This window comes from Belliella pelovolcani, from assembly GCF_900156785.1.
In the GTDB taxonomy this organism is placed as follows: Bacteria; Bacteroidota; Bacteroidia; order Cytophagales; family Cyclobacteriaceae; genus Belliella; species Belliella pelovolcani.
Map to the genome: position 1 here is coordinate 97947 of NZ_FTOP01000011.1, position 25992 is coordinate 123938.

Annotated in this window: 22 protein-coding genes; 11 read left to right on the forward strand and 11 right to left on the reverse strand. The window is 37.1% G+C overall.

Going from position 1 to position 25992, the window contains the following annotated elements; all coding sequences use genetic code 11:
• Positions 1-10 precede the first annotated feature (10 nt).
• From argC to BW935_RS12805, 3 genes are read right to left on the reverse strand one after another with little or no spacing between them, the layout of a single operon-like run.
• On the reverse strand, positions 11-976 hold the full coding sequence (gene argC, locus BW935_RS12795; protein WP_076502036.1) for an N-acetyl-gamma-glutamyl-phosphate reductase: 966 nt from the start codon (positions 974-976) through the stop codon (positions 11-13).
• Complete coding sequence (locus tag BW935_RS12800) at positions 973-2166, reverse strand: argininosuccinate synthase (protein WP_076502038.1); 1194 nt, start codon at positions 2164-2166, stop codon at positions 973-975. Before BW935_RS12800 ends, argC begins: the two co-directional genes overlap by 4 nt.
• Before the next feature lie 35 nt (positions 2167-2201).
• Positions 2202-2882 (reverse strand): GNAT family N-acetyltransferase, encoded by a 681-nt coding sequence (locus tag BW935_RS12805; protein ID WP_076502039.1) that lies wholly within the window; start codon positions 2880-2882, stop codon positions 2202-2204.
• Positions 2883-3248: 366 nt separating this feature from the next.
• On the opposite strand from BW935_RS12805, the gene BW935_RS12810 reads away from it, so the two are divergent.
• Together BW935_RS12810 and BW935_RS12815 are read left to right on the forward strand one after the other, a co-directional pair.
• Complete coding sequence (locus BW935_RS12810) at positions 3249-4319, forward strand: Fic family protein (RefSeq protein WP_076502041.1); 1071 nt, start codon at positions 3249-3251, stop codon at positions 4317-4319.
• Between the two features lie 251 nt (positions 4320-4570).
• Positions 4571-5281, forward strand: coding sequence for a DsbA family oxidoreductase (locus tag BW935_RS12815; protein WP_076502043.1), 711 nt, complete (start codon positions 4571-4573; stop codon positions 5279-5281).
• A 36-nt stretch (positions 5282-5317) separates the two neighbouring features.
• Here BW935_RS12815 and BW935_RS12820 read toward each other — a convergent pair whose 3' ends face one another.
• Positions 5318-6229 (reverse strand): SMP-30/gluconolactonase/LRE family protein, encoded by a 912-nt coding sequence (locus BW935_RS12820; protein ID WP_076502044.1) that lies wholly within the window; start codon positions 6227-6229, stop codon positions 5318-5320.
• Positions 6230-6357: 128 nt separating this feature from the next.
• Between BW935_RS12820 and BW935_RS12825 the strand changes: the two genes are divergently transcribed.
• Positions 6358-7911, forward strand: coding sequence for an AbgT family transporter (locus BW935_RS12825; protein ID WP_076502046.1), 1554 nt, complete (start codon positions 6358-6360; stop codon positions 7909-7911).
• Between the two features lie 25 nt (positions 7912-7936).
• Here the strand turns inward: BW935_RS12825 and BW935_RS12830 are convergent, their stop codons facing one another.
• Complete coding sequence (locus BW935_RS12830) at positions 7937-9322, reverse strand: exonuclease domain-containing protein (RefSeq protein ID WP_076502048.1); 1386 nt, start codon at positions 9320-9322, stop codon at positions 7937-7939.
• Positions 9323-9490: 168 nt separating this feature from the next.
• Between BW935_RS12830 and BW935_RS12835 the strand changes: the two genes are divergently transcribed.
• Both BW935_RS12835 and pcaF read left to right on the forward strand, forming a co-directional pair.
• The gene (locus BW935_RS12835) at positions 9491-10828 is read left to right on the forward strand and encodes a 3-oxoacid CoA-transferase (RefSeq protein ID WP_076502049.1); all 1338 of its coding nucleotides are present in this window, start codon (positions 9491-9493) and stop codon (positions 10826-10828) included.
• 376 nt (positions 10829-11204) lie between these two features.
• On the forward strand, positions 11205-12413 hold the full coding sequence (pcaF, locus tag BW935_RS12840; protein ID WP_076502051.1) for a 3-oxoadipyl-CoA thiolase: 1209 nt from the start codon (positions 11205-11207) through the stop codon (positions 12411-12413).
• A gap of 28 nt (positions 12414-12441) precedes the next feature.
• On the opposite strand, the gene BW935_RS12845 is transcribed toward pcaF, so the two are convergent.
• Together BW935_RS12845 and BW935_RS12850 are read right to left on the reverse strand one after the other, a co-directional pair.
• Entirely contained in the window at positions 12442-13626 is a 1185-nt protein-coding gene (locus BW935_RS12845) for an aspartate aminotransferase family protein (RefSeq protein ID WP_076502053.1), read from the reverse strand.
• Positions 13627-13662: 36 nt separating this feature from the next.
• On the reverse strand, positions 13663-14562 hold the full coding sequence (locus BW935_RS12850; RefSeq protein ID WP_076502054.1) for an RsmD family RNA methyltransferase: 900 nt from the start codon (positions 14560-14562) through the stop codon (positions 13663-13665).
• Between the two features lie 110 nt (positions 14563-14672).
• On the opposite strand from BW935_RS12850, the gene BW935_RS12855 reads away from it, so the two are divergent.
• Positions 14673-15329 (forward strand): hypothetical protein, encoded by a 657-nt coding sequence (locus BW935_RS12855; protein WP_076502117.1) that lies wholly within the window; start codon positions 14673-14675, stop codon positions 15327-15329.
• A 9-nt stretch (positions 15330-15338) separates the two neighbouring features.
• Here BW935_RS12855 and BW935_RS12860 read toward each other — a convergent pair whose 3' ends face one another.
• Complete coding sequence (locus BW935_RS12860; RefSeq protein WP_076502056.1) at positions 15339-16172, reverse strand: SDR family NAD(P)-dependent oxidoreductase; 834 nt, start codon at positions 16170-16172, stop codon at positions 15339-15341.
• A 244-nt stretch (positions 16173-16416) separates the two neighbouring features.
• Here BW935_RS12860 and BW935_RS12865 point away from each other — a divergent pair, with 244 nt between their 5' ends.
• Genes BW935_RS12865 through BW935_RS12875 form a run of 3 tightly spaced genes read left to right on the forward strand, consistent with a single transcriptional unit; the run spans position 16417 to position 18559 of the window.
• Positions 16417-17238, forward strand: coding sequence for a lyso-glycine lipid O-acyltransferase GlsA (locus BW935_RS12865; protein WP_076502058.1), 822 nt, complete (start codon positions 16417-16419; stop codon positions 17236-17238).
• A 5-nt stretch (positions 17239-17243) separates the two neighbouring features.
• Positions 17244-18197: a glycine N(alpha)-acyltransferase GlsB gene (locus tag BW935_RS12870; protein ID WP_076502060.1), complete on the forward strand. Its 954-nt coding sequence runs from the start codon at positions 17244-17246 to the stop codon at positions 18195-18197.
• Positions 18194-18559 carry a CoA-binding protein gene (locus tag BW935_RS12875; protein WP_076502061.1) on the forward strand — a complete coding sequence of 122 codons (366 nt, stop codon included), beginning with the start codon at positions 18194-18196 and terminating at the stop codon, positions 18557-18559. The genes BW935_RS12870 and BW935_RS12875 overlap by 4 nt, the downstream gene beginning before the upstream one ends.
• Here the strand turns inward: BW935_RS12875 and BW935_RS12880 are convergent.
• From BW935_RS12880 to BW935_RS12890, 3 genes are all read right to left on the reverse strand, one after another.
• Positions 18556-19428, reverse strand: a complete 873-nt coding sequence (locus BW935_RS12880; RefSeq protein WP_076502063.1) for a Brp/Blh family beta-carotene 15,15'-dioxygenase — start codon at positions 19426-19428, stop codon at positions 18556-18558. The two genes, BW935_RS12875 and BW935_RS12880, sit on opposite strands and share 4 nt — an antisense overlap.
• A complete protein-coding gene (locus BW935_RS12885; RefSeq protein WP_076502064.1) occupies positions 19415-20557 on the reverse strand; it encodes a lycopene cyclase family protein in 1143 nt (380 codons plus the stop codon). The genes BW935_RS12880 and BW935_RS12885 overlap by 14 nt, the downstream gene beginning before the upstream one ends.
• A 75-nt stretch (positions 20558-20632) precedes the next feature.
• Positions 20633-21382 carry a bacteriorhodopsin-like gene (locus BW935_RS12890; RefSeq protein ID WP_076502066.1) on the reverse strand — a complete coding sequence of 250 codons (750 nt, stop codon included), beginning with the start codon at positions 21380-21382 and terminating at the stop codon, positions 20633-20635.
• Positions 21383-21761: 379 nt separating this feature from the next.
• Between BW935_RS12890 and gyrB the strand changes: the two genes are divergently transcribed.
• Both gyrB and ppk1 read left to right on the forward strand, forming a co-directional pair.
• Positions 21762-23723, forward strand: coding sequence for a DNA topoisomerase (ATP-hydrolyzing) subunit B (gene gyrB / locus BW935_RS12895; RefSeq protein WP_076502067.1), 1962 nt, complete (start codon positions 21762-21764; stop codon positions 23721-23723).
• A 126-nt stretch (positions 23724-23849) separates the two neighbouring features.
• Entirely contained in the window at positions 23850-25973 is a 2124-nt protein-coding gene (gene ppk1 / locus BW935_RS12900) for a polyphosphate kinase 1 (RefSeq protein WP_076502069.1), read from the forward strand.
• The last annotated feature ends 19 nt before the right edge of the window (positions 25974-25992 follow it).

Below are 25992 nucleotides of genomic sequence, written 5' to 3' on the forward strand. Positions count from 1 at the left end.
AATTTCCTATTTAGAAAGCAATGCTTTTGAGTTTTAGACCTTTTTCTTCAGTAAGGCCAAAAGCCAAGTTGAAGTTTTGAACAGCCTGTCCAGATGCTCCTTTCAATAAATTGTCTATAGCAGCATGAATCACTAATTGACCTGCCTCTTTTTGAATATGTAAGATACATTTATTGGTATTGACAGCTTGTTTAAGATCTATATCATTGGTAGAAATGTGAGTAAATGCAGCATTAGAATAAAAATCTTTATAAAGCTTTAATGCATCTTCTAAATTCCCATCAAACTTAAAATAGGCAGTTATCCAAATACCACGGGGGAAGTTTCCTCTGTAGGGAACAAACAATAATTCATGATCAAATTTGGGGCTGATTTGAAGGAATGTTTGATTGATTTCCTTGAGATGCTGGTGAGTGAACAACTTATAAACAGATAGATTATTGTTTCGGTGGCTAAAATGTGAAGTATCAGCTAATTTTTTACCTGCACCTGTACTACCTGTAATTCCAGAAATATGAATCGAGCCTTTTACTAGGTGATTTTTTATGGCAGGAAGAAGCGCGAGCTGGATTGCCGTAGCAAAGCAACCAGGATTAGCTATTCTTTTTGCAGTTTTGATTTTTGAGGCATTGATCTCAGGAAGTCCATAGACAAATCCATCACTTTCATCTCTGAAGTCTGTACTCAGGTCAATTATGACAGTTTTAGGGTCAAAGTTATGCTTTGAAAGAAAGTTCTTTGTTTCCCCATGAGGTAAACCTAGAAAAACTGCATCTAAACCATTGACTTCGACTCGATCCGTAAAAGTCAGCTCAATATCACCAATCAAGTCTGGATGTACTTCAGCTATATATTTTCCTTTTTGGCTATTGGAATGGACATATGCAATATCAACATTTGGATGGTGTACGAGTAATCTAAGGAGTTCACCGCCAGTATAACCCGCTCCACCTATGATAGCAACTGTTTTTTTCATGATTCAGGTTGATTTACTTGATGAAAAATTGCAGTTTGATTACCTAGAATTATGGTAAAACCTTTGACGTCATCGGCAGTGTACCCCTTATTCATTTCTCCATAGCTACCAAATTTTGATGCCATCAGGTCATGTTTAGACGCTATGCCGATCAATTGGAATCGATAAGGTAAAAGACAGGCAGTAACAGTTCCGGAAACAAATTTTTGAGAGTCAGCTAAGAATGCTTCAAGGTTTCTCATCACTGGATCTAGGTAATGTCCTTCATGTAAATGATTACCATAAAATTCGGAGATTTGATTTTTCCAATATATCTGCCATTTGGTCAAAGTGTGTTTTTCAAGTAATTGGTGAGCTTTGATAATCAAGAGCGGTGCAGCTGCTTCAAAACCTACTCGGCCTTTGATTCCAATGATGGTATCACCTACATGAATGTCTCTACCAATACCAAAAGGAGCTACTATTTCATTTACTTTGAGAATAGCGTCAACTGGATTTTTGAAAGCTTCTCCATTGACAGATTTCAACTCTCCATGTTCATAACCAAGTGTGATTTCTTCCTTCTCTGTCTTTGAAACTGGAGTTGGCCATGCTTCTTCTGGAAGACTTTGACTTGAAGTCAAAGTCTCCTTTCCACCAACTGAAGTTCCCCAAATGCCTTTATTAATTGAATAAGCAGCTTTTTCAAAGTTCATATGTACCCCATGCGTTTTGAGATATTCTATTTCAGCTTCACGACTTAGTTTTAGATCTCTTATTGGAGTGATGATTTCAATATCAGGAATGATAGTTTGAAAAATCATATCAAATCTCACCTGGTCATTACCTGCACCTGTACTTCCATGGGCGATGCATTTAGCACCTATATTTTTGGCATGCTCAGCTAATGTTTTGGCTTGAAGAATTCTTTCAGCTGAAACTGAAAGCGGATAGGTTTGATTTTTAAGGACATTTCCAAATACAAGGTATTTGATAACTTCATTATAGTAGATGCTAGTGACATCGAGAATTGTAAAAGATGCGATACCGAGACTATTAGCTCTTTTTTCCGTATCCAAAAGTTCATCTTTACTGAAGCCACCAGTATTGATTAAAACTGCATGAACTTCATAACCAAGGTCCTTTGAAAGATATAAGGCACAAAATGTTGTATCTAGTCCTCCACTGTATGCTAATACTACTTTTTTCATCTTTATATTTGTTTCAAGCACTTACGTGCATATAATTAAAATAAGCTAATGGTTTTATTTTTAGTCTTTTTCAAGTTGAGCATGACATACTTTTTTAGCCTAGTCCAGCGCTCAAATAGTTTGATGTTTTTCTTAAAGTCATTTCTTAGCGCTAGGTCTTCTTTTTGAGATTGCTCAGGTTTTGGAACATATAGCATGGCTGTGCAAAGACAGTTGTTTCTACTTTTCATTTGTAGAATTTCAAAATTGACACAGCTCTGACAGCCTTTCCAAAACTGTTCGTCGTCAGTAAGGTCAGCATAAGAAACAGGGATATAGCCTAATTCTGAGTTGATTTTCATCACAGCAGCACCAGTTGTAAGTCCAAAAATTTTTGACTCGGGGTACTTTATTCTACTCAGTTTGAAGATTTCCATTTTGATCAATCTCGCTAATCCATATTTTCTAAATTTAGGAGCGACGATCAAACCAGAGTTTGCGACAAATTTGCCATGTCCCCATGCTTCAATGTAGCAAAATCCTGCCCACTCACCCTGTTCGGTTAAAGCGATTACAGCCTTTCCTTCCATCATTTTAGTTTTGATGTATTCAGGAGATCTCTTTGCAATTCCAGTACCTCTGGCTTTTGCAGATTCTTCCATTTCCTCTGTTATGATTATTGCATAATCGAGATGAGCTTCAGTAGCTGTTGTTATTTTGAATGTGAAATTGTCCATTGATCTTTTGAAATAGACAGTGATTGAATCTGGAATTCAGGTTAGGATAATAATAAATTGCTTGCTATTGTAGGTCTTCCACATAGGAAACCAATGAAAATAAGAGGGACTATGCCCTATAGCTGTTCCTAAATTCCCTAAAAGGAGCTAAAAATAACATAGCACTATCGGAGTTTACCGTTAAAACAGAATTGGTCGCTATGTTAGGATATTTTAACATTTGATAATATATCAATGCAAAGGTTAGAACTTATCAATCATTATCAAAGTAAAATTTCAAATAATTTAAAAATTGAGAATAATTTTTGAATGATGAAAAAATCAAAAAATAATGACTAAATTTGTCAACAAATATAATGTCAACAAATGAAAACTTTGTTTCTAATTTTAAGAGAAGCTAGAATTACAAAAGGAATTGTAATTAGAAATTTGGCGCAAGCATGCGGGTTGGATCCTGCTTTGGTTTCAAAGTTTGAAAAAGGTCATAGGCTTCCTAATGAAGAAAACTTAAAAGTTTTAGCAAAAGCTCTTGATTTATCTTTTGATGAACTTCGCAAAGTTTGGCTTGCCGAAAGGGTTTATCAGATTCTTGCAGATGAGAGGGATGCTTCCGATATTCTTGCATTAGCTGAATCAAGAGTAGAATACCTTACTAGTAAGCAATCGTTAGAATTACAAGAGTTGGGTAATCCGATTATTGAAAACCTTCAAGAGATAGATGAATTGAAGGACAAGTGGACTGCAGAAAAACCTCTCAATTCTACCCAGCTTCGAAAAATGAAAGAATTTTTCAATATAGCATATACCTATGAGAGTAATAGGATAGAAGGAAATACACTGACTCTGCAAGAAACACACTTGGTAGTCAATGAAGGAATTACAATAGGAGGGAAGTCTGTTAGAGAGCATTTGGAGGCTATCAACCACTCCGAGGCGATCGATTATTTAGAAGATTTGGTCAATAAAGATGCGGTTTTCAATAGGAGAGTACTATTAGAATTACACTATTTGATTCTAAAAGGAATTGATAGAGAATATGCAGGAAAATTTAGAAATGTACCTGTGAGGATTTCGGGTAGTGAACATATTCCTCCTCAACCTTATTTGCTTGAAAAATTAATGGAGGAGTACTTTATTCATTATGAAAATCACAAAGATACCATGCATCCGGTGATTTTAGCATCAGAGATGCACGAGAGGTTGGTCAGTATTCATCCATTTGTAGACGGAAATGGCAGGACAAGTAGGTTGGTGATGAATCTGATTTTGATGCGTCATGGATTTCCAATAGCAAACCTGAAAGGGGATCTGGAGTCAAGGTTGGCATATTATAAAGCATTAGAAAATGTACAGGTTCAAAATGACCCGAGTATGTTTTATGATTTGGTAATCAACGCTGTAAAAGATTCACTCCATAGACATTTGGAAATGGCTTGATTTGTAAATACAGCTTAGTGATTTTTACTAGGCTGTTTTTATAAAATGAACATTATTAAAAGAATAATAGCCATTATTATAGCTACCCAAGTATATAAGGGATTTCTTTTAGGGAATTCAAATTGACAAATTGGACAAAAAGCCGCTTTTTGATCTATATCCATTGCGCATGAAGGACATTCTTTGGTTTTCATAATAGAGGAACTCTTTTTGAGGGTTTTTGATTTTCATTTAAATAAACTTATAAAATTATGAAAATAGAAATTTGGTCGGACATCATGTGTCCTTTTTGCTATATTGGAAAGAGGAGATTGGAGTCAGCTTTGAATAATTTTGAATATAAGGATCATATAAAAATTGAATGGAAAAGTTTTTTGCTAAATCCTGATATGGTTACAGATACCAAAAAATCAACTTTGGAGTATTTGTCAGAAACAAAAGGATGGTCAATAGAACAAACACGCCAAATAACCAAGCAAGTGGTAGAAATGGCTAAGGAAGAAGGCTTAGAATATCGTATGGATACTACTGTAGTGGCTAATGCAAAAAAGGCGCACAGGTTGCTTCACTTAGCGAAATCTTTGGACAAAGGGGACGAAATGAAGGAGAGGTTATTAAAAGCATATTTCACAGAGTCCAAAAATATCGACGATAATCCAACTCTGATAGCCTTAGCCCTTGAAGTGGGTTTAGAAGAGGAAAAGGTGATTAAGTGTCTTGAATCAAAAGAATTTGAGTCAGATGTAAATAACGATATCAAAGAAGCGATGCAATTGGGAGTAAGGGGTGTCCCGTTTTTTGTTTTAGATAGAAAGTATGGTATATCTGGAGCCCAACCTGTAGAAGCGTTTGATCAGACTCTTCAAAAGGCTTGGACTGATTTTGTAAAAGAAAATCCAATCATTCAAATGACCCAAGACAGTCAAGGAATGGCTTGTGATGTTGATGGGAATTGTGATTAAAAAAAGGCTTCGGTTAACTCCCGAAGCCTTTTTCCATTAATATGTACCGTATACTTTCATTCTGATTTTATAAATTCCTTCGGAAGCTGTGATAAATAGAGTCTTACGATCGGGCCCAGCAAAAACGACATTGGCTGTCCATTTTTCTGGAATAGGGATGTGACCGATCTCTTCTCCTTTGCGATTATAGATCTTCACACCATCGGCACCAGTCAAGTATAAGTTTCCTCGATAGTCAATGGTCATTCCATCAGATCCTCTATTTATAAAAACCTCTCTGTTTGTTAGAAAACCATCTTCGATGATATCATACTTATAAACTTTTTCGGCACCTATATCTGCTACATACAGGGTCTTCCCATCATAAGTTCCCACGATGCCGTTTGGTTTTACAAGCTTGTCATCAACTCTCATGAATTGAAGTCTATCAGCTGATAGCAAATATAAGTGCTCGCCATTTTGCTCTGATACTGCATCTCTTGTCCAATATTCTCTTTTATAGAGAGGATCTGTGATGTACATGGTCCCAGAGGGAGTGATATAAAGATCGTTCGGTCCATTAAGCTTTTTGCCTTGGTATGCTTCTAATAATACAGTTTTGTTTCCCTTATCATCTATGGACCACAGTTGATTATTTTCATCAGCGCAAGCTATGATGTTACCTTCCCTATCCATAAACATTCCATTTGATCGGCCTGCATCTTCCATAAAAACTTCTGTTTTATTGGTGAAAAAAGACCATTTGATAATCCGATTATTGGGCTGATCTGAAAAGTAAACATCTCCTAATCTGGAAACTGCTGGACCTTCTGTAAATCCAAAACCGTCAGCTATTTTCTCAAGTTGGGCATTTTTTTCAATTAGGTTCTTTTTGTCTACGATTTGAGCATGGGTGATACTCGACGAAAGGGATAAAAAAATAATAGCACTTAAAATATTACGCTTCATTTGATGTGTGATTTATGATCAGGTGAATTAATTTCCCTTGCAAGATAAGATATCAAGCCTGTTTTTTCTAATTCTATGTTGTAAATGCCTCCAAGCTTCTTATTTTTGACAAAACCCAAGCATGAATCATGGAAAAAATAGAAGGAAAAGCAAAGTCATCTTTAGATAGATTTTTGGATTTTATAGAAAAGGCTGGTAATAAACTTCCTGATCCAGCTATGCTTTTTTTGATATTGTTACTGATTACTTGGGGCTTATCTGCTGTTCTCGCTCCGATCAATTTTAATGCTTTTGATCAAATGAATGGTCAAGAGATCCGGGTAATTAATTTATTAACTGGAGAGAAACTTGCAGCATTCCTCTCAAATATGATAGGCATATTCATCAATTTCCCACCTTTGGGAGTTGTTTTACTTGCTATGTTGGGTGTTGGTGTGGCAGAACATTCTGGTTTTATCAATGCTGGATTAAAATATCTGCTTGGGGTTACGCCGAAGATGCTGCTTACGCCTATTTTGGTGTTGGTGGCTATAGTGAGTCATACAGCGGCTGATGCTGGATATGTGTTAGTTATTCCGTTAGGAGGAGTTATATTCTATGCGGCTGGTAGACATCCAGTTGCTGGTATAGCAGCAGCATTTGCGGGAGTATCGGGTGGATTTAGTGCCAATTTTATCCCTTCTAGTATTGATCCATTGATTCAAAGTTATACTCAGTCAGCTGCGCAGATAATCCAGCCAGATATTTCATTGAATCCACTTAATAACATTATTTTCACTGGAATATCAAGTTTGATTGTTATAGCTGTTGTTTGGTATTTGACTGATAGAATAATCGAGCCTCGCCTCAATAGAAGCTTGAAAATTGACAAGGATATTGTAGATATTCCAAAAATGGAAAGCTTAAGCCAAAAGGAGAAAAGAGCTTTTTGGTTAGCTTTTGGGACTTTATTATTGGGTTTGGTTTTACTCTTTTTTTGGGTGCTTCCAGAAGATTCTGCAATGAGAGATGCTGACGGTGCCATCACCTCAAGGTATGCTCCGCTGATGGCTTCAATAGTACCGCTGATATTTATTTTATTCTGGATTCCTGGTTTGGTGTATGGATTTGCTAGTGGTACTTACTCATCAATGAAAAACATGGTAGAAGGAATGAGTAAGTCGGTGGGAAGCATGTCACACTATATTGTCATGGCATTTTTCTGTGCACTATTTATTAATGCTTTTACTGAATCCAAGATTGGAAGTATAGCGGCGTACAAAGGTGCAGAGTTTCTACAGTCTCTAGGATTGCCCGCTCAAATCACAATTGTGGGCATTGTCATCTTGACCGCAGTGGTCAATTTATTTGTCGGTTCTGCTTCGGCTAAATGGGCATTGATTAGCCCTGTATTTGTTCCTATGCTGATGCAGTTGGGAATTTCACCTGACCTTACCCAAGCTGCCTACAGAGTAGGTGATTCAGTATCAAATATCATCACACCACTTTTGCCTTATTTTCCTTTGATTGTTGTATTCTGTCAAAAATATGTCAAGTCCACAGGTATTGGGACATTGGTATCTATTATGATTCCCTATTCATTGACCTTACTGGTCGTGTGGACGCTTTTCTTGTTGTTATATTGGACCCTTGGGATTCCGTTAGGATTACAGTCTACTTATGAATTTGTGATGGTGAAATAAGAGTGTGAAGTTTACTATTAAATATTTATTTCAGGATCAAAATCGAATCTAACTTTATCTTGGGTAGATAGCTTCTGAGAATGAATTTACTTTCTTGGTAAGGTTTTACGCGATGAATCATATCCAATAGTTCTTTTGGATTGTGAATATTTAGTTCTTTTTCAATGAATGTATGTCCTGAAAACATTCCGTTTTCAAAAAACAATGCGGCTTCTTCATTTTGACTTCTTCCTATGGTTTTGATGATTAACATATTTTCTTCATTTGCTATTTTTTCTAGCCACTGATTAACTCTGATATTGTATTGCTCAGGCTTTTCTTGATTGCAACAAGCTCCTCTACATTTGTTGTGTTCAAAATCATAACATGCTGATTTTGATTTTTGTACACCTGAGAGCTTAGGGCAAAGTTCATACTCAGAGATAGCCTCATTTAGAAATTTCCACGCGTCAGCATGATTTTCAAACTGGGTAATAGCAGGTTGGGAAGGAGTTATTTTGGACACTTGAAATCTTACATAACCCAAACTATCTTGATATTGTATAACTCCCCAAGGTTGACTAGTGAATTTCATAGATTTGTTGTACTTGGGCCAGTTCTTTTTGATTTCTTGAAGTTCAAGGAAGTAAGCAAGCATTTCACTACCTGTCAATAGCCAAGAGATGTCATGGATTTCATTCTTCAAATCCATTTTTAACTTTCCTTTAGTACTGCCTGAAAAATGACTTTTAAATCTACTTTTGATATTGTTAGCTTTACCGATATAGATCACTTTGTGATTTACATCATAAAAATAATAGACACCTGTTTTTTCAGGAATCTTGCTATATTTTTCTTTGCAGATGTTAGGAGGTAAAAATGACTCACCATTATTCTTTTTGAGAGTTTCATGGATTAATTCGGGATTTCTTTTAAGGATTTTATCAAATAGAATTGCTGTTGCTTTAGCATCTCCATAGGCGCGATGCCTATCTTCTATATATATGCCTAATGGTTCGCAAATCCTTCCTAAGCTGTATGATTTGTATCCAGGGAATGCCTTTCTGCTTAATCTTACCGTACAAATTTTGCTAGTCCTTAGCTCGTACCCTTCTTTTGCTAATGCTTTTTGAATAAATGTATAATCGAAATTTACATTATGTGCTATAAAAACTTTGTCATGAAGCATTTCATATATTTTTCGCGCTATTTGGCGAAATGTTGGTGATTGAGCCACCATGTCAGAATTGATTCCAGTCAAACCGGTAATATAACCAGGAATATAAGTTTCTGGATTGATAAGCGTATTGTAGGTTTCTGTGATCTCGTTACCATTGTGTATTAAAATAGCAATTTCAGTAATGCCAAGACCTTCTGAGGGATTTCCTCCAGCTGTTTCTATATCTACTATTGCAAAATTGACTCCTAACATTCTTCAAATTTACACAATCTATATTGACACTAATTTCAATTGTCAGGCATTGTCCCTAATTTTTCTCACAATTATTTTTTAGTAGTTAGAACATCTTTAAGTAATTCCATGTTTATATGTATATACATTTAATATTGCTACATTAAATAAAAATAAAGACCCACTATAATGAAACAAGTTCCTATCATTTCTCTCCAAGATGCCGCCAAATTGGTCAAGGATGGAGATATTTTACTGCAAGGTGGATTTGGGATGACCGGAAATCCGGTTCACTTGATGCATGCATTGGCAGAGACAGCAACAAAAGACCTGACCTTTATTGGAAACAATGTCGGTGAACCTGGAATAGGAGGGGGAAGGCTGTTGAGAAATGGGCAGATCAAAAAGATGATCGGTTCATTCTTTACTTCCAATCCAGAAGCAGTCAAAGCTGCGCAAGAGGGCAGAGTAGAATTTGAATTGATTCCTCAAGGTTCTTTGGCTGAGGCCATCAGAGCCGGTGGGGCTGGAATTGGTGGTTTTTATACGCCTACGGCAGAAGGAACGGTGATTGCTGAGGGAAAAGATGTGAAAGAAATTGATGGGGTGAAGCAGGTTTTTGTCAAGGGAATAAAAGGAGATGTAGCCTTTATCCGTGCCTGGAAAGCGGATACTGCAGGAAACTTACAATATCGCCTGACTGAGCAAAACTTCAATCCGGCTATGGCGACAGCAGCTAAGATAGTCATTGCGGAAGTGGAAGAAATTGTACCTGTTGGAGCGCTTGATCCCAATTTTATCCATACTCCAAGCTGCTTTGTGGATTATTTGGTAGAAGTGAAATTGACAGAAGAGGATTTAGGTTCTTCAGCAAAAGTGGGCAGTTCGGAAGATATTCCTGCTGACCGTATGCTGATTGCCAAAAGAGCCTTGCAAGAATTACAGAAAGGTGATGTGGTCAACCTAGGGATAGGAATACCTACCTTAATTGCCAATTTGATCAGTCCTGAGGATGGTATCATCATGCATTCAGAAAATGGCATGTTGGGAATTGGTCCATCTCCAAAGCAAGGGGGAGCCATGGATTACCCGGTCAATGCAGGTAAGATCCCTGTAACGGCTTTGCCTGGTTCATCATACTTTGATTCTGCTGCTTCTTTTGGCATGATCAGAGGCAAGCATGTGGATGTAGCCGTGATGGGAGGCTTGGAAGTGGATGAAGCAGGAAACCTGGCCAATTGGGCTGTACCTGGTCGGCCGCTATTGGGAGTTGGTGGGGCCATGGATTTGGCTTCTGGAGCAAGGAAGTTGATCGTGACGATGAACCACACCTCACCCAAGGGGTCTAAAATCGTAAAATCCTGTAACTTGCCTTTGACAGCTAAGGCTTCGGTGGATATGGTGATTACAGAGTTGGCTGTGTTTGAATTTATCAAAGGCAAACTGACCCTAACGGAACTGATGCCGGGCGTGAGTCTTGAAGAGGTGAAGGAGAATACTGAGGCTGAGTTTGAAGTTGGATTGTAGATTGTAGATTTAAGATTGTAGATATAAGATTTAAGATTCAAGACATAAATAACTGGAAAAGTGGGATAAAAAGCGAGACACAACATTTGAGGTCTTTTTTGACATCGAATGTTTTATTATAGTTCTCTAATATGAATAAAATGATAACTCACTTTCAATTTTGATATGGGATTGAAAATATATTCAACATTAATACTGGATCAATATCCACAAGTATCTTATCCGTTTGTGGCGGATTAAATATCCATTAATATCTGAATCATAAAAAATTAGGTATAAATAGATTGCCAGTTTCTTTCCAGAGGTTCATATCAAAATATTACACGTTAAATCCATTTTCTATTAATACCATTATAACCATAGAATTATATACCTTATGAACTACAACGCATATATTATAGATGGCATTAGGACGCCAATCGGGAATTTTGGTGGGGGATTATCTGCTGTAAGGGCTGATGATCTTGCAGCCATGGTTATCAGCGAATTGGTCAAAAGAAACCCTGTTATTCCTACTGATCAAATTGATGATGTGATTTTGGGCTGCCACAATCAGGCAGGAGAGGACAATAGAAATGTAGCTAGAATGTCCGCACTTCTGGCTGGACTTCCAGTGACTGTACCGGGAGAAACGATCAATAGACTTTGTGCCTCGGGTATGTCTTCCATCATTCATGCCGCTAGGGCTATTGCAGCAGGAGATGGGAATATTTTCATTGCGGGTGGAGTAGAGCAGATGACCCGTGGACCTTTGGTGATTTCCAAGGCAAGCAGGGCTTTTGGCAATGATGCTAAAATGGAAGACTCCAGCTTCGGCTGGCGCTTTGTCAATCCCAAGATGGAGGAAATGTATGGCACAGATCCCATGGGAATCACAGCTGAAAACCTCGTGGATCAGTATCAGATCAATAGAGCAGATCAGGATTTGTTTGCCTACCATTCTCAAATGAAAGCTGCCGAAGCACAGCGAAAAGGAATCTTGGCAGAGGAAATCATGCCTGTAAGCATTCCTCAGAGGAAATCCGAACCAATTGTATTTGACCAGGATGAATTCATCAAGCCTCAGACTACTGTTGAGGCTTTGAACAAGCTCAGGGCTGTTTTTAAGAAAGATGGTACCGTGACTGCAGGCAATGCTTCGGGCTTAAATGATGGGGCTGCTGCTACCTTGATTGTGTCTGAGAAGATTGTAAAGGAATATGGACTCAAGCCTTTGGCTAAAATTGTGAGTTCAGCTGTTGTAGGGGTGGAGCCTAGAATCATGGGCATTGGTCCAGTTCCGGCTACAAAGAAAGCTTTGGAAAAAGCCGGGTTGACTTTAGCAGATTTGGATGTGATAGAGTTGAATGAAGCTTTTGCCGCTCAAAGTTTGGCTTGTACACGAGCATTGGGATTATCCGATGATGATCCAAGGGTGAATATCAATGGGGGAGCGATTGCACTAGGCCATCCCTTGGGTATGTCTGGCACTAGGATTACTTTGACTGCTGCCAAATCATTGGAGAGATTGAATAAAAAATATGCCTTGTCTACCATGTGTATTGGGGTAGGGCAGGGCTATGCTGTGGTGTTGGAAAGGGTGTAAATCAAAAGTTCCAGTTTTACCTGAATTTTTAATTTACTTCATCAATTGCTGCTAAAATGACAGTACAAGCTTCGTGGATTTGTTCCTCTGTAATAATTAAAGGGGGAGCAATCCGCATAGCATCATCACAGAATAAAAACCAATCTGTGATCACCCCTTTTTCGATAGCTAGGTCTATAATTGGCTTTAAGACATCAAAAGACTCAAATTCAACAGCCATCATCAATCCCTTATTTCTTATTCCCTTTATTTTTGGGTGTTTTAATAATTTTTTGAACAGCTCAGCTTTGATCTCTACTTGATCCAAAAGATTTTCTTCTTGAATTATCTTTATCGTTGCCAGTGATGCTGCTGCACTTACCGGATGCCCCCCAAATGTGGTAATGTGTCCTAGTAGTGGGTTATTTTTGAAAGCCCCCATGACTTCTTTATTGGCAATAAAAGCGCCAATTGGCATGCCACCTCCCATGCCCTTGGCACAGACCAAAATATCTGGGACAATACCAAAGTGCTCAAAAGCCCAAAATTTACCTGTTCTACCAAATCCTGCCTGGATTTCGTCGAGAATTAGCAAAGTTCCTGTTTCATCGCAGCGCTTTCTCAAAGCTTGGAAGTAATTGCTACAAGCCACTTTAATTCCAGCTTCTCCTTGTATGGTTTCAATGATGACTGCTGCTGTATCTGTTGTAATTTCTGATAGTTGATAAAAGGATCCGTAGGTCACATTCCTAATACCAGGAAGCAAAGGCCTATAGGCTCTTTTGAATATTTCATTTCCTCCGACCGAAAGAGAACCATGGGATGAACCATGGTAAGCGTTGACGCAAGAGATGATTTCTCTTCTATTCGTATATCGTTTGGCTAATTTAAGCGCACCTTCTACGGCTTCACTTCCACTATTGACTAGGTAGACATTGTCTAGATGCTCAGGTAATGTATCGGTTAAAGCTTTGGCCAATTTTGTCTGTGGACTTTGTACATATTCCCCATAAACCATCAGATGAAGGTACTTATCCAATTGCTCTTGAATTGCAGTCAAAACTTTAGGGTGCCTATGCCCTACATTGCTGACACCTATTCCGGAGATCAAGTCTAGGTATTTCTTTTCGCCAGGACCATACATGTACACGCCTTCTGCCTTTTCGATTTCTATCATCAAGGGGAAGTCTGTAGTTTGTGCTAAGTGAGAAAGAAATAATTGTCTATTATTCATGCTAATTATTTGATCAGGAAATCTTGGAGCAAGTTGCTATTTGATTTTTCTAAATCTGAAAAATATTCCAAGTGGAAGTTTCTTTTCAAACCTATCTACCAAATACAACTCTCCATGTTCAGCGTTGTTAACTTCTTTGAAATTAGAATTCACCAAATTGGCAGCAATAATAGAGGAGAAGCTCAGTGAGTACATATTGAGTATTAGAAAATTATGCTCTGGTTCTAAAAGTTCGGCGCAGAGTTTTAGCATTTCATTGATTTGCTCTTCTAAAATCCACTTTTCACCGTCGGGTCCACGACCATAAGCTGGTGGGTCTAAGATGATTCCGTGATATTTATTTCCCCTTCTGACTTCCCTTTTGATGAATTTCATGGCATCATCCACGATCCATCGAATATCATTCAGGTTAGAGGATTCCATATTATGCTTGGACCAAGTGACTACTTGCTTGACAGAATCTAAGTGAGTCACTTCAGCGCCTGCGGCTCTAGCTGCTATACTTGCAGCGCCCGTATAAGCAAACAAGTTTAATATTTTAGGATTTTTGATTGGGAATTTTTTCAATGTATCAGATATATAATCCCAATTGACTGCCTGCTCTGGAAATAGTCCAATGTGCTTGAAAGAAGTCATGGCTAAGTTAAACGTCAGTTTAACTTGATCCTGATTATTGTATTTGATTTGCCAATTGTGAGGGATTTTTTTTTGCTCAATCCATTGACCTTTTTCTGGATTATTTTTCTCCTTTGCGAAAATGGCATGAGACATGTTTTTCCACTCTTCAGAACTCATACTTTTGTCCCAAATAGCTTGAGGTTCGGGTCTGCTTAAAATATAAGGCCCAAAACGTTCTAATTTTTCAAACCCACCCGTATCTATTAATTCATAATCCTCCCAATACTGTGGAGTCAATGACAAAATTGTTTCCTTCATCTTGCAAAAATAAAGATATAATTGAAGGCGTACATAAATGATTCTAATTTGCTGGTTAATTTCCTATATTTAATATTTATTACATGCTTATGGTCAAAGCTTCTAGACTTATGAAATTTCTACTGCTATTAGGATTGACTTTTATTCAGTATATAACTCTTGTGGCTCAAAATGACAAGGATGTTTCTTACTATGAGCAAGGCTTCGATGTGATTATGATCAATGCAAGGAGCACTGGGATCAAAGGCACGCCATTTTTATTTGATCATGCACTTTATGGAAATATCACGCTGAAGTCTGGAAAACAACATGAAAGAATTTCTTTTAACATTGACTTATTGAAAGAAGAATTGATCATTCAAGGTGAAGGCAATAATGGACAGCCTCTTCCAGTACGCAATTGGATTACTTTGGAGACATTAGGTGAAATAAAAAGAGAGTTTGGGATCGAAATGATTCATGCCAAGTCAAAGATAGTGGAGTTTATTGGCGAATGGGAAGGCTCAAGAATAGTCGCTCTTCATAGCAAAAAACTTGTAAAGCCCTCATCGACTCGAGACAGTTACTCTCCTAGACAGTTTGATACATATACCCATGCTGTAAGCTTTTATAGAATATCAGGTATGACTCAAGTAGAGATTAAGGTCAATCAATTTGTCAAAGAAATAGGAGGGAATGAGGCTAAGAACTTAATTAAAGCTAATAAATGGAAAATAGAAGATCCAGTTGATTTTAAAAACCTCTTGCAGGCTTTACAAGCAAAATAATTATTGCTTTTAAAGCCAATCTGCTAACAATTCTTCACTTACAGCCCAAAGCTTTTGACGCATACTTTTAGATGAAGCGGAAGATGACGGTTTTACCGCCTTTGAGTTTTTGAAGTATGATCCATTTAGGTTTTCTGGAAGTTTAGATTTTGCTAGAAAGATGCTAGTCTTTGCACCATCTTCTGCACTAATCATAAAAGGAGTGGCTAATTTCCAAAGAAAGGCAAAAATTCCGCTAGTATCAGAGCCAAAGTTGGTTTTGACTACCCCTGGATGGAGGGCATAACTTTTCAGTCCTTTATCACCATACAATTCAACCAGAGATTTTGTGAAAAGGATATTGAAAAGCTTGACATTAGCATATGCTCCAAAAGCGCTATAGCTGTTCTCTTTATAATTTAAATCTGAAAATCTAACTTTTGCAGCCCGATGAGCCTCTGAACTAACATTGATAATTTTAGCTACATTCGAGTTGAGTAAAAGAGGGAGGAGTTTGTTAGTTAAAAGAAAATGGCCCAAGTGGTTAGCCGAAAGGCTAGTTTCAAATTGATCCATGGTAATCTCTTTTTGCTTGAAGATTCCGCCAGCATTGTTGATCAGAACATCAAGCTGATCACAATGATTGGATAATTCTTGTGCAGCGCTCACTACAGAATCCATGTCAGTCAAATCACAGTAAATAAAAATACATTTTTGACTAGCATCTGTTTTTAAATCTTTTACCAAATTTTCTGCCTTTTGCTTATTTCTTGCCAAAATGAAAATTTGCTCAAACGCTGGAATAAGGTTTCTTAAAGTAAATTCTCCGATTCCTGATGTGGCACCTGTAATAGCTAAATTCATAATTTAAAATTTTACAGTTAAACCAAGGTGGTTCTAAAATGTTATAGCAAAGCTTAAAAATGAAATTTTGTATAATGAAATAAAACTTATATTTAAGACAAAATTTAGTAATTTTATGCTTTTGAAATTTCAATATTTCAAAAAATATAGAAACTTATTCTTTCTAGCATTTTCATAAATATTATGAAAATCAGTGTTTTAAAAGGAACTCTGAAAGAAACATTGACTTAATTTCCCAAAAAGAGTGAAAGTAAAAGAACCATTTATTGATATAGAGCAAGTATTGAAGACTAAAAATCCGAAACTTCATCGGTGGCTTCCTTCATTTGCCCTCAGTTATATCAAAAGAATTGTTCACGAAGGTGAAATCAATCACATCATGGCCAAGAATGGCCACCTCCAAGGTCTAGACTTTGTGAATGCCTTAATTGAAGAATTTGGTGTTGAAGTAGAGCTCAAGGGTGAGGAGAATATCCCTATGGATAGATCTGTTATATTTGCATCCAATCATCCACTGGGAGGGATGGATGGAATAGCTTTTATGTATGCCCTTGGTAAGTTTCGATCGGATATTCGTTTTCTGGTCAATGACATTCTAACCAATATTAGAAACTTTGAACCCATGTTTATCCCTGTCAATAAGCATGGAGCCAACTCAAGGAAGGTAACCAAATTAATTGAAGAAACTTATGCTGGAGAACATGCTGTGTTAGTTTTTCCTGCTGGGCTAGTTTCTAGAAAGCAAAATGGTCAAATTAAAGACCTAGAGTGGAAAAAAAGCTTTATTAGTAAATCCAAGAGGTATAAGAAAGACATTGTTCCAGTTTACATTGAGGGCAAGAACTCGAAATTCTTTTACAATTTGGCATTGATTCGGAAAACTATCGGTATCAAAGCTAATATTGAGATGTTATACCTTGCTGACGAAATGTTCTCGCAAAAAGGTAAAAAAGTAGTGATTCATGTGGGAAAACCTATTTCTTATCAGTATTTTGATTCATCAAAAAGTGAAAAGGATTGGGCTGAAGAAATTAAAGAGACCGTTTACCAAATGGCCAAAAATTAAGGTTTATGCAAGCAATTATACCTGCGATAGATAAGGAGTTGTTGAAGAAAGAGCTTACGCCGGAGCTCTTCCTTCGATATACCAATAATGGAAATAACCATATTTATCTGATTGATTTTCACAATGCTCCAAATGTTGTCCGTGAAATTGGTCGATTGAGAGAATTGACTTTTAGGGGAGCTGGTGGAGGTACTGGTTTGGAGCTGGATATAGATGAAAACGATACTTGTGAAAATTGCTATCAGCAGTTGATTACTTGGAATCCAGAAGAAGAGGAGATAGTTGCAGGATATAGATTAATCTATTGTAAAAATGCTTCTTTTGATGAAAATAACATCATCAATCTCTCCACTGCGCATCTGTTCAAGTTCTCAGAAAAATTTATCAAAGAGTACATTCCACATACCATTGAATTAGGAAGGTCTTTTGTACAACCCAAGTATCAACCAAGCTTAGACAACCGTAAAGGCCTTTTTTCCCTTGACAATTTATGGGATGGGTTGGGAGCTGTAGTTATGTTGCATCCAGAGGTGAAGTATTTGTTTGGTAAAGTCACGATGTACCCTCACTATGATCGAGAAGCGAGAGATCTCTTGCTTTATTTCATGAACCATTATTTTCCTGATAATGATCAATTAGTAAGTCCTTTGGATCATTTAAAATTAGGATATGATACAGACCTATCTAAAATAGACCATATTTTTGATGGATTGGATTATAAGGAAGGGTATAAATTGTTGAATTCAAGGGTAAGAGCAGCAGGAGAAAATATTCCTCCTTTGATCAATACCTACATGAACCTTTCTCCAAGTATGAAAACTTTTGGTACTGCACTCAATGACGAATTTGGGGCAGTAGAGGAGACAGGTATTTTGATCACCATTGACGATATCTATGAAAGCAAAAAGCATAGACATATGGATACTTTTGAGAGAGATAAAGTATTTGGATCAAGATGAAAAAAACCGTAATCATAGGCGCTACAACCAATCCCTCTAGGACTGCTTTCATAGCAGCAGGGATGTTTTCGGAATATAAAATTCCATTTGTACCGGTAGGTATCAAACAAGGGGAAGTTTTTGGAGAAGATATTTTAGACCTGAGATCTAAGCCAGAAATTGGAGATGTACATACAGTGACCTTGTATATTGGACCCAAAAATCAGCCGGAATGGTACGAATATATACTTTCTTTGAAGCCCAAAAGAATTATTTTTAATACAGGAACCGAAAATCCTGAATTTATAAAAATGGTTGAGGATAAGGGTATTGAGGCTACTGTCTCCTGTAATCTTGTTTTATTGCGAACTGGCCAATTTTAGACTTTTTGATGCTCTATAAAATTGTTCATCACAAATATATGCGGAGCTGAAATCAAAGAAACCAACACAAAAAACAAAAGAATGACTTGTTCTTCATTCAAGAATTCTTTTGAAAGGTAGAGAATAAGGGAGATTCCAAGGATGCTGATACTACTAAAAGGGAGCAGTTGCTTGATAAACATTTTTAATTGACTCGAATTCAATTGTTTTGTCAAGGCATAATATTCGGCCTTCATGCTCGGTAAAGCATGCCAAAATCCAAAATATATCCCAAAGCCTAAAATCAGCGGAGTGAAATAGAGTAATAAACTCAAAAAGCATATTTCTAAAGCCAATTTGAATGACCCTTTCTGTCTTTGAATTAAAGTCAATCCCACAGATGTCATAAATAAAATTACTATCAAGGTTAAGGACATGGGTTCTAAAATGCTGATATCAACTATGGAAATTAGGATATCGTAAGTTGACTGAAAATCACTTAAAAGAATAATCAACAGGAAATTGGAACCAAGAATGAAATAAGTAATTGGTTTAAATTTGATTTGGTCAAAATCTAAAAAATGCGTTTGGCCAAAATGATACGCTGAAATTATTATAAAAACTGCCAAGGATAATTTTGGGAAAAAGTACCATGAAATTAGATATAATGCCATGATGCCAAGATATTTAAATAGAAATAGACCTAAAGAAGATTTTTTATTGGAACCTTGGGGAAGTAAGTGATCTATTGCTCCATGTGGTATTCCTATACTGAGTAACACTACAGCAAAAACAATCCATTGGAAGGTGATATTTTCCTTGAAAAAAAGGAAAAATAAGAGACAAAGCCCTATGGCGATGCATTTGCCAATGTTTTCAATGTTGTTCATAATTCAATAAGGATTTGATGAATATACCGAAAGAAAGCTTACGAAGTATATTCAATTCCTCAAAGAAGTTGGTTTCTTCATTCAAAAATTTAAGCACCTGATCTCCAGGATTCCTAGAGAACATTTCTTGAAAAATATCTGGTAACCTTTCAGGCCATCTGGAAGCGATATTGAGTAGGATATTGTCATAAAATTTAAATCTAAATGGTCTATTCCATGACAAGTTGGTTTTGGTACTTCCATTAACCAATTCATTGATCAGTTGCTTAGAGTGTTTTTGTATTGTATGATAGGTATAGCCCGTAGAAGGTTTTGTGCAACCTCCTATGGTACCGACATTGATCCAGTTGGGATTTGTAGATGTAGAAAAGGCTTTCGTTGACATTGGTATAGAGCCCTTTTCTTCAAAAGTAATGTCAAAGTCTTTTGAGAATTTGGTTTCTATATAGTTTCTGAGCTTGGAGATCATCTCAGTAGTGTCTATATCAATCTTATCATACAGGGTGTATTCTACAAGAGCTTCTCTTTCATTGTATGGAAGTATATAAAAGAAGGAGAAAGCATCACTTTGATTTGGAACAAAATCCATCAAAGTGATTTGTTTAGAATCAAATACAGGATCCTTTGTTCTTATTTTCCAACCAAGAAAAATTTGCTTGAGCACGTCTTCAGGAAGCTCACCATTCAATTGCGGAATGGAGTTGATGATTTTTTTTCCTGAAAAAACACTTTCAGTCGCTGTTAATAGTTCGAAATTCCCTTCAGAAGTCGTTTGGACGCCAACGATTCTATCATTGACAAATTTAATATTTGGTTTGTCCGAAATCATTTCCAACATCTGCTGATAAAAGTCAGATGATTTGATGTGGTAATATTTAAGATTTTTTAGACTGCTAACGGTATTTTTTTTTCCTGATAGCGCAATCGAATTCCAAAAAGTAGGATTATCTTTATTTGGATGTGTATCCAATGGGGTAGGAGACCAGTAACACCAAGTTCTGTCGTTTTGATCCTTCTTTGAGGCATCTATCACGAGAACGTTTTGATCTTTGAGTGGGCTGTCCAGCAAATAGTACAAGAAGCTGAATCCAGCACAGCCAAGACCTGATATGATGAAATCGTAGGTCATAGTTGGGAGTGGGGAGGGTGATATTTAAATAAAAAGGTCACTCTGAATAATTACAGAGTGACCAAATTAAGTTTATTAAGCTGCTACAGCTTTATTTTTGTGTGTTTCAGCGATAGCTACAGAATAAATTACAAGACCGAAACCAATTTTGTTGATAGCATCAGCAAGGTTGTAGAATAAGTCAATGCTACTAACTTCAAACAAACCTGATAACAAGTTTCCTGGAAGAACCATGTAACCAATTGGATAGATTGACCATCCTAATGTAATGAAGATCTTCAACAAGAACATCGCTCTACCCAAAGCAGGACTGTCAGAAGATTTAGCCAATTTAGCAACATCACCAGCGAATACTTCATACACGATATAAAGGTAACCTACAGTAGAAAGAACTCCCCAGAATACATTATTGTCGATTCCAGAAGTTTCACCAATGTAACCTGTTACCAACATAACCAAGGATGCTACGATCAATTTGGTCAATGTAGAGCCTTTTGCTCCAAATGGTTTTGTTAAAAGATAGAACTCCACACACATCAATGGAACTGTTAGTGTCCAGTCAACATATCTGAAGGCTGTTGGTGAGCTACCTGTTTCTAAATAGAAATCTCTCATGTAATAGTAGTGCACTGCTGCAATACCAGTGATGAGACCTGATACAAGAAGTGAAGTTTTCCACTTCCCGTCTACAGAACTTCTTTCCACAAAGAAGAATACTGCAGATGCAAACATAGCCATATACCCAATGAAAAAGGTAATGGCTACAGGATCACTGTTGACGATACGATCTAATCCGATCATTTCTGCTGTTAAAATTGTGTTCATTGTAAATTGATTTTAGATGTGATTGATTTAGAGAAATAATATTTTGGGTAATATTGACATGTAAAGAGATTTGGGAGATTGTTTGTTTAATAAAAATATGAATATGTTAAACAAAAGTGTTTTAATGACTTGATATTGGTGACAAAACGCATGTAATTGGTATTTAGGAAATTAACATAGAAGCGTATGGCTCAGCAATTCAAACTTTACTTTCGTTAGGTTGAATTGGTTATTATTTCCTTATTGTATAATTACTTAAATAATGCAATTTAAGGATGCAAGTGGGTATGTGCTCTCGAAAAATTTGCGTATTATTACGCTTTAATACGATTGTCAAAAAATCCCTTTTTTACATCAATAAAGGAGCTTAAAATTAGTTATGAGCGACAACATAGAAGAAAACAAGAATGATTATTCAGCGGGGAATATACAAATTCTCGAAGGATTAGAAGCTGTAAGAAAAAGACCTGCCATGTATATTGGCGATGTTGGAGTAAAAGGACTTCATCACCTAATATGGGAAGTGGTGGATAACTCTATAGATGAGGCGCTTGCAGGGCATTGTGATACCATTCATGTTACAATTAACGAAGATAATTCAGTAACCGTTGAAGATAATGGAAGAGGTATTCCAACAGATTTTCACCCAAAAGAAAAAAAATCTGCACTTGAAGTTGTAATGACTGTCCTACATGCTGGTGGAAAGTTTGACAAAGACACCTACAAAGTTTCAGGTGGACTTCATGGTGTGGGTGTTTCTTGTGTGAATGCATTGTCCACTATGCTTAAAGCTACCGTGCATAGAGGGGGTAAGGTTTACGAACAAGAGTATGCTATAGGTGTACCTCAATACCCTGTGAGAGAGATAGGTACAACTAATAAGAGAGGAACAATCATTCACTTCAAACCTGATGCAAGTATTTTTGCCATCACGGAGTATAAGTACGAAACTATAGCCAATAGGCTGAGAGAGATGTCTTTCCTAAATGCAGGGATCAGGATTTTGCTCAAGGATATGAGAGAATTGGAAGAGGATGGCACGCCAAGGTCCAATGAATTCTTTTCAGAAGGTGGTTTGGTAGAATTTGTACAGTATCTAGACGATACAAAAGAAAAAATCATAGAAGAACCTATTTACATTGAGTCAGAGCGAAATAGCGTACCTGTACAGGTGGCTATGAGTTATAATTCTTCTTACTCAGAAAATGTGGTTTCTTATGTCAATACCATCAATACTTATGAAGGCGGTAGTCACGTATCAGGTTTCAGAAGAGCTTTGACTAGAACTTTAAAAAGCTATGCAGATAAATCTGGTATGCTTGATAAGTTGAAAATTGAAGTTTCTGGAGACGACTTCAGGGAAGGATTGACGGCTGTCATTTCAGTAAAAGTAGCAGAACCTCAATTTGAAGGTCAGACCAAAACGAAACTTGGTAATTCGGATGTAGTTGGTGCGGTAGACAGTGCTGTCTCTGAGGTGTTACAAATCTGGCTGGAAGAACATCCAAAAGAGGCTAAAATAATCGTGGGTAAAGTAGTCTTAGCAGCACAAGCTAGACATGCAGCTAGAAAAGCCCGGGAGATGGTACAGCGTAAGAATGTTCTCGGTGGAGGTGGTCTGCCAGGTAAACTTGCAGATTGTGCCAATTCTGATCCAACTGTATGTGAATTATACTTGGTAGAAGGTGATTCCGCGGGAGGTTCTGCAAAGCAAGGACGAGATAGAGATTTTCAAGCGATTCTTCCGCTCAAAGGAAAAATCCTAAATGTAGAAAAAGCCCATGAGCATAAAATCTACGATAACGATGAGATCAAAAATATCCTCACGGCGCTAGGTGTTAAGTTTGGTACTGTCAATGGTGATAGAGAATTGGATCTGACCAACTTGAGATATCACAAGATTATCATTATGACAGATGCTGATATTGATGGTTCTCACATCAGAACATTGATTCTTACATTGTTCTTTAGATATCTTAGATCTCTTATCGAAAATGGCTATGTCTATATCGCTCAGCCACCACTTTACCTTCTGAAAAAGGGAAAGGACGAGCGTTATGCTTATGATGAAGAAGATAGAAGAAAGATCACTAGAGAGATGGTAGGTGATTCAGGAAAAGAAGATAGCATTAATTTGCAGCGTTATAAAGGTCTGGGAGAGATGAACCCAGAGCAGCTTTGGACCACCACTATGGATCCAAATACAAGAACGCTCAAGCAAGTGACTATAGAGTCTGCTGCAGAAGCAGACCACCTTTTCAGTATGCTGATGGGAGATGAAGTGCCACCAAGGAGAGACTTTATCGAGAAAAACGCGAAATACGCAAAAATTGATACCTGATAATTTTCAGAAAATAAATTTAAGGGAGCGAATCGCTCCCTTTTTTATTTCGTTATAAAATACTTAAACTTAAGCTCCATTTGGAGGATTATTATTAAGTAATTTCGCCCTAAGAATACTTGAATTATGAATATTGCAACCAAAGATAAATTTGATAGCATCATCTATGCGAGTGATCTTGTCAGTAGAGATTTAAGCTGGCTTAAGTTCAATGAGCGTGTTTTTGATCAATCCAAAAAAGAATCAAGATCAATTTTCGAGAAGTTGAAATTTCTCGCAATCACTGCGTCTAACCTGGATGAATTTTTTATGATTAGAGTAGGTTCTCTCTACAATTATCTTGATTATGATAAAGAAAGAGTTGACTACTCTGGGCTCAGAGAAGAACCTTTCAAGGTAAAATTGATGCTAGAGTGTCAAGCCTTTCACAAAAAGCAACAAGAACATTTTCAAAAAAACCTTCTGCCAAATATGGCAGATTCAGGTTTTATTTTGAGTAACGTCAAAAATCTAACTGAGGACGAGCAAGAGTATATCAGGTCTTATTTCAATAAGGCGATATACCCAATGCTAACTCCCATGGTATATGATGGTTATCGAACTTTTCCGATTTTGATGAATAAGCTCTTGGTTTTTGGAGTAGTCACTTTGGCGCCAGGAGAGAAAAAAGAAAATAGAAAACTATCTTTTGTGCAGATTCCTGCCAATATTCCGAGGTTTTTTGAAGTAGAGCGCGAAGATGTAGTGATCTACATCCCAATTGAAGAAGTAATCAGAGAAAATCTAATTTCGCTATTTCGAAATGTGAATATAGAATCTGTAAACCTATTCAGAATAACTAGAAATGGAGACTTTACTTTGGAAGAAAGTGAGGACATGGATGCGAACTTTCTGGAAGAAGTAAAGCGAAAACTTAACGAAAGAAAGACCGGCAGGGTAGTGCGAATTGAAATTGAAGAAGGATACAGCAAATGGATGATCAATTTGCTGAAAGAAAGGTGGAATATTCAAGATGACAGTATCTTCAAAGTAGAAAGAAGAAGTATGCTGGATTTCACTGGTCTTTGGCAAGTGATTGGGAATAGGCGTTTCAAAGATAGACTCCCTCAAATGCCCTCTCCAGTTCATCCATTATCTTATCCGGAGGAAGGAACAGAAGATATTTTTCAGGTTTTGAAAAATAGGGATATACTTTTGCACCATCCTTATAACAACATCGACCCGATTCTTGATCTAATTGAAAAGGCTGCGGATGATCATAATGTCATGGCTATCAAGATGACTATTTATCGACTTGCCAGTGATTCTAGGATAACCAAGGCGCTACTTAGAGCAGCTGAGAATGGCAAGCACGTATCGGTTCTTTTTGAAGTCAAGGCTAGGTTTGATGAGGAAAATAACATTCGTGAAGCCAAAAAGCTTCAAAAAGCAGGTTGCTTTGTAATCTATGGGATCAGTAATTTGAAAACACATACTAAATTGATGCTGATCGTCAAGAAGGACGAAAACAAGGTTACAAGATATGTTCACCTAGGTTCTGGTAATTACAATGAAGATACGGCAAGACTTTATACTGATATAGGTTTGCTTACTACCAATGAGATTCTGGCTAATGATGTGTCTGAATTTTTTAATGTAATCACTGGACATTCTATGCCAGACACTTATGAAAGCTTGATTACGGCACCTCGGGACATGAGAAATCAATTGATTAGCTTTATTGAACAAGAGTCAGAAAATGCCAAAAAGGGTCTTCCAAGTGGTATTTTTATCAAAGTCAATTCTCTAGAGGATTCCGAAATCATATATGCCTTGTATAGGGCTTCGCAGGCCGGTGTTCCCATAAAATTGATCATTAGGGGTATTTGCTGTCTTAGACCAGGAAGACCAGGTTTAAGTGAAAATATCGAGGTTTTTTCTATTGTTGGGGACTATTTAGAGCATTCTAGAATCTATCATTTTCATAATAATGGTGAGACTAGAACTTATGCGGGAAGTGCTGATATGATGGTGAGAAGTTTTGACAAAAGACTGGAGTCATTATTCAAAGTAGATGCACCACTTTTGGAAAAGCAATTGATGAACATCATAGCATTCAATCTTAGAGACAATGTCAACTCGTATAAAATGCTGGAGGATGGAACCTACATCAGAAAAATGCCTCAAGCGGATGAAGAAGAGTTCAATATCCACAAGGAGTTTTTTCATCTCAATGTAGACGATGTCATGCAGGTGAAGTTGATAGGGTAAACAGATAAAAAACGCCTCA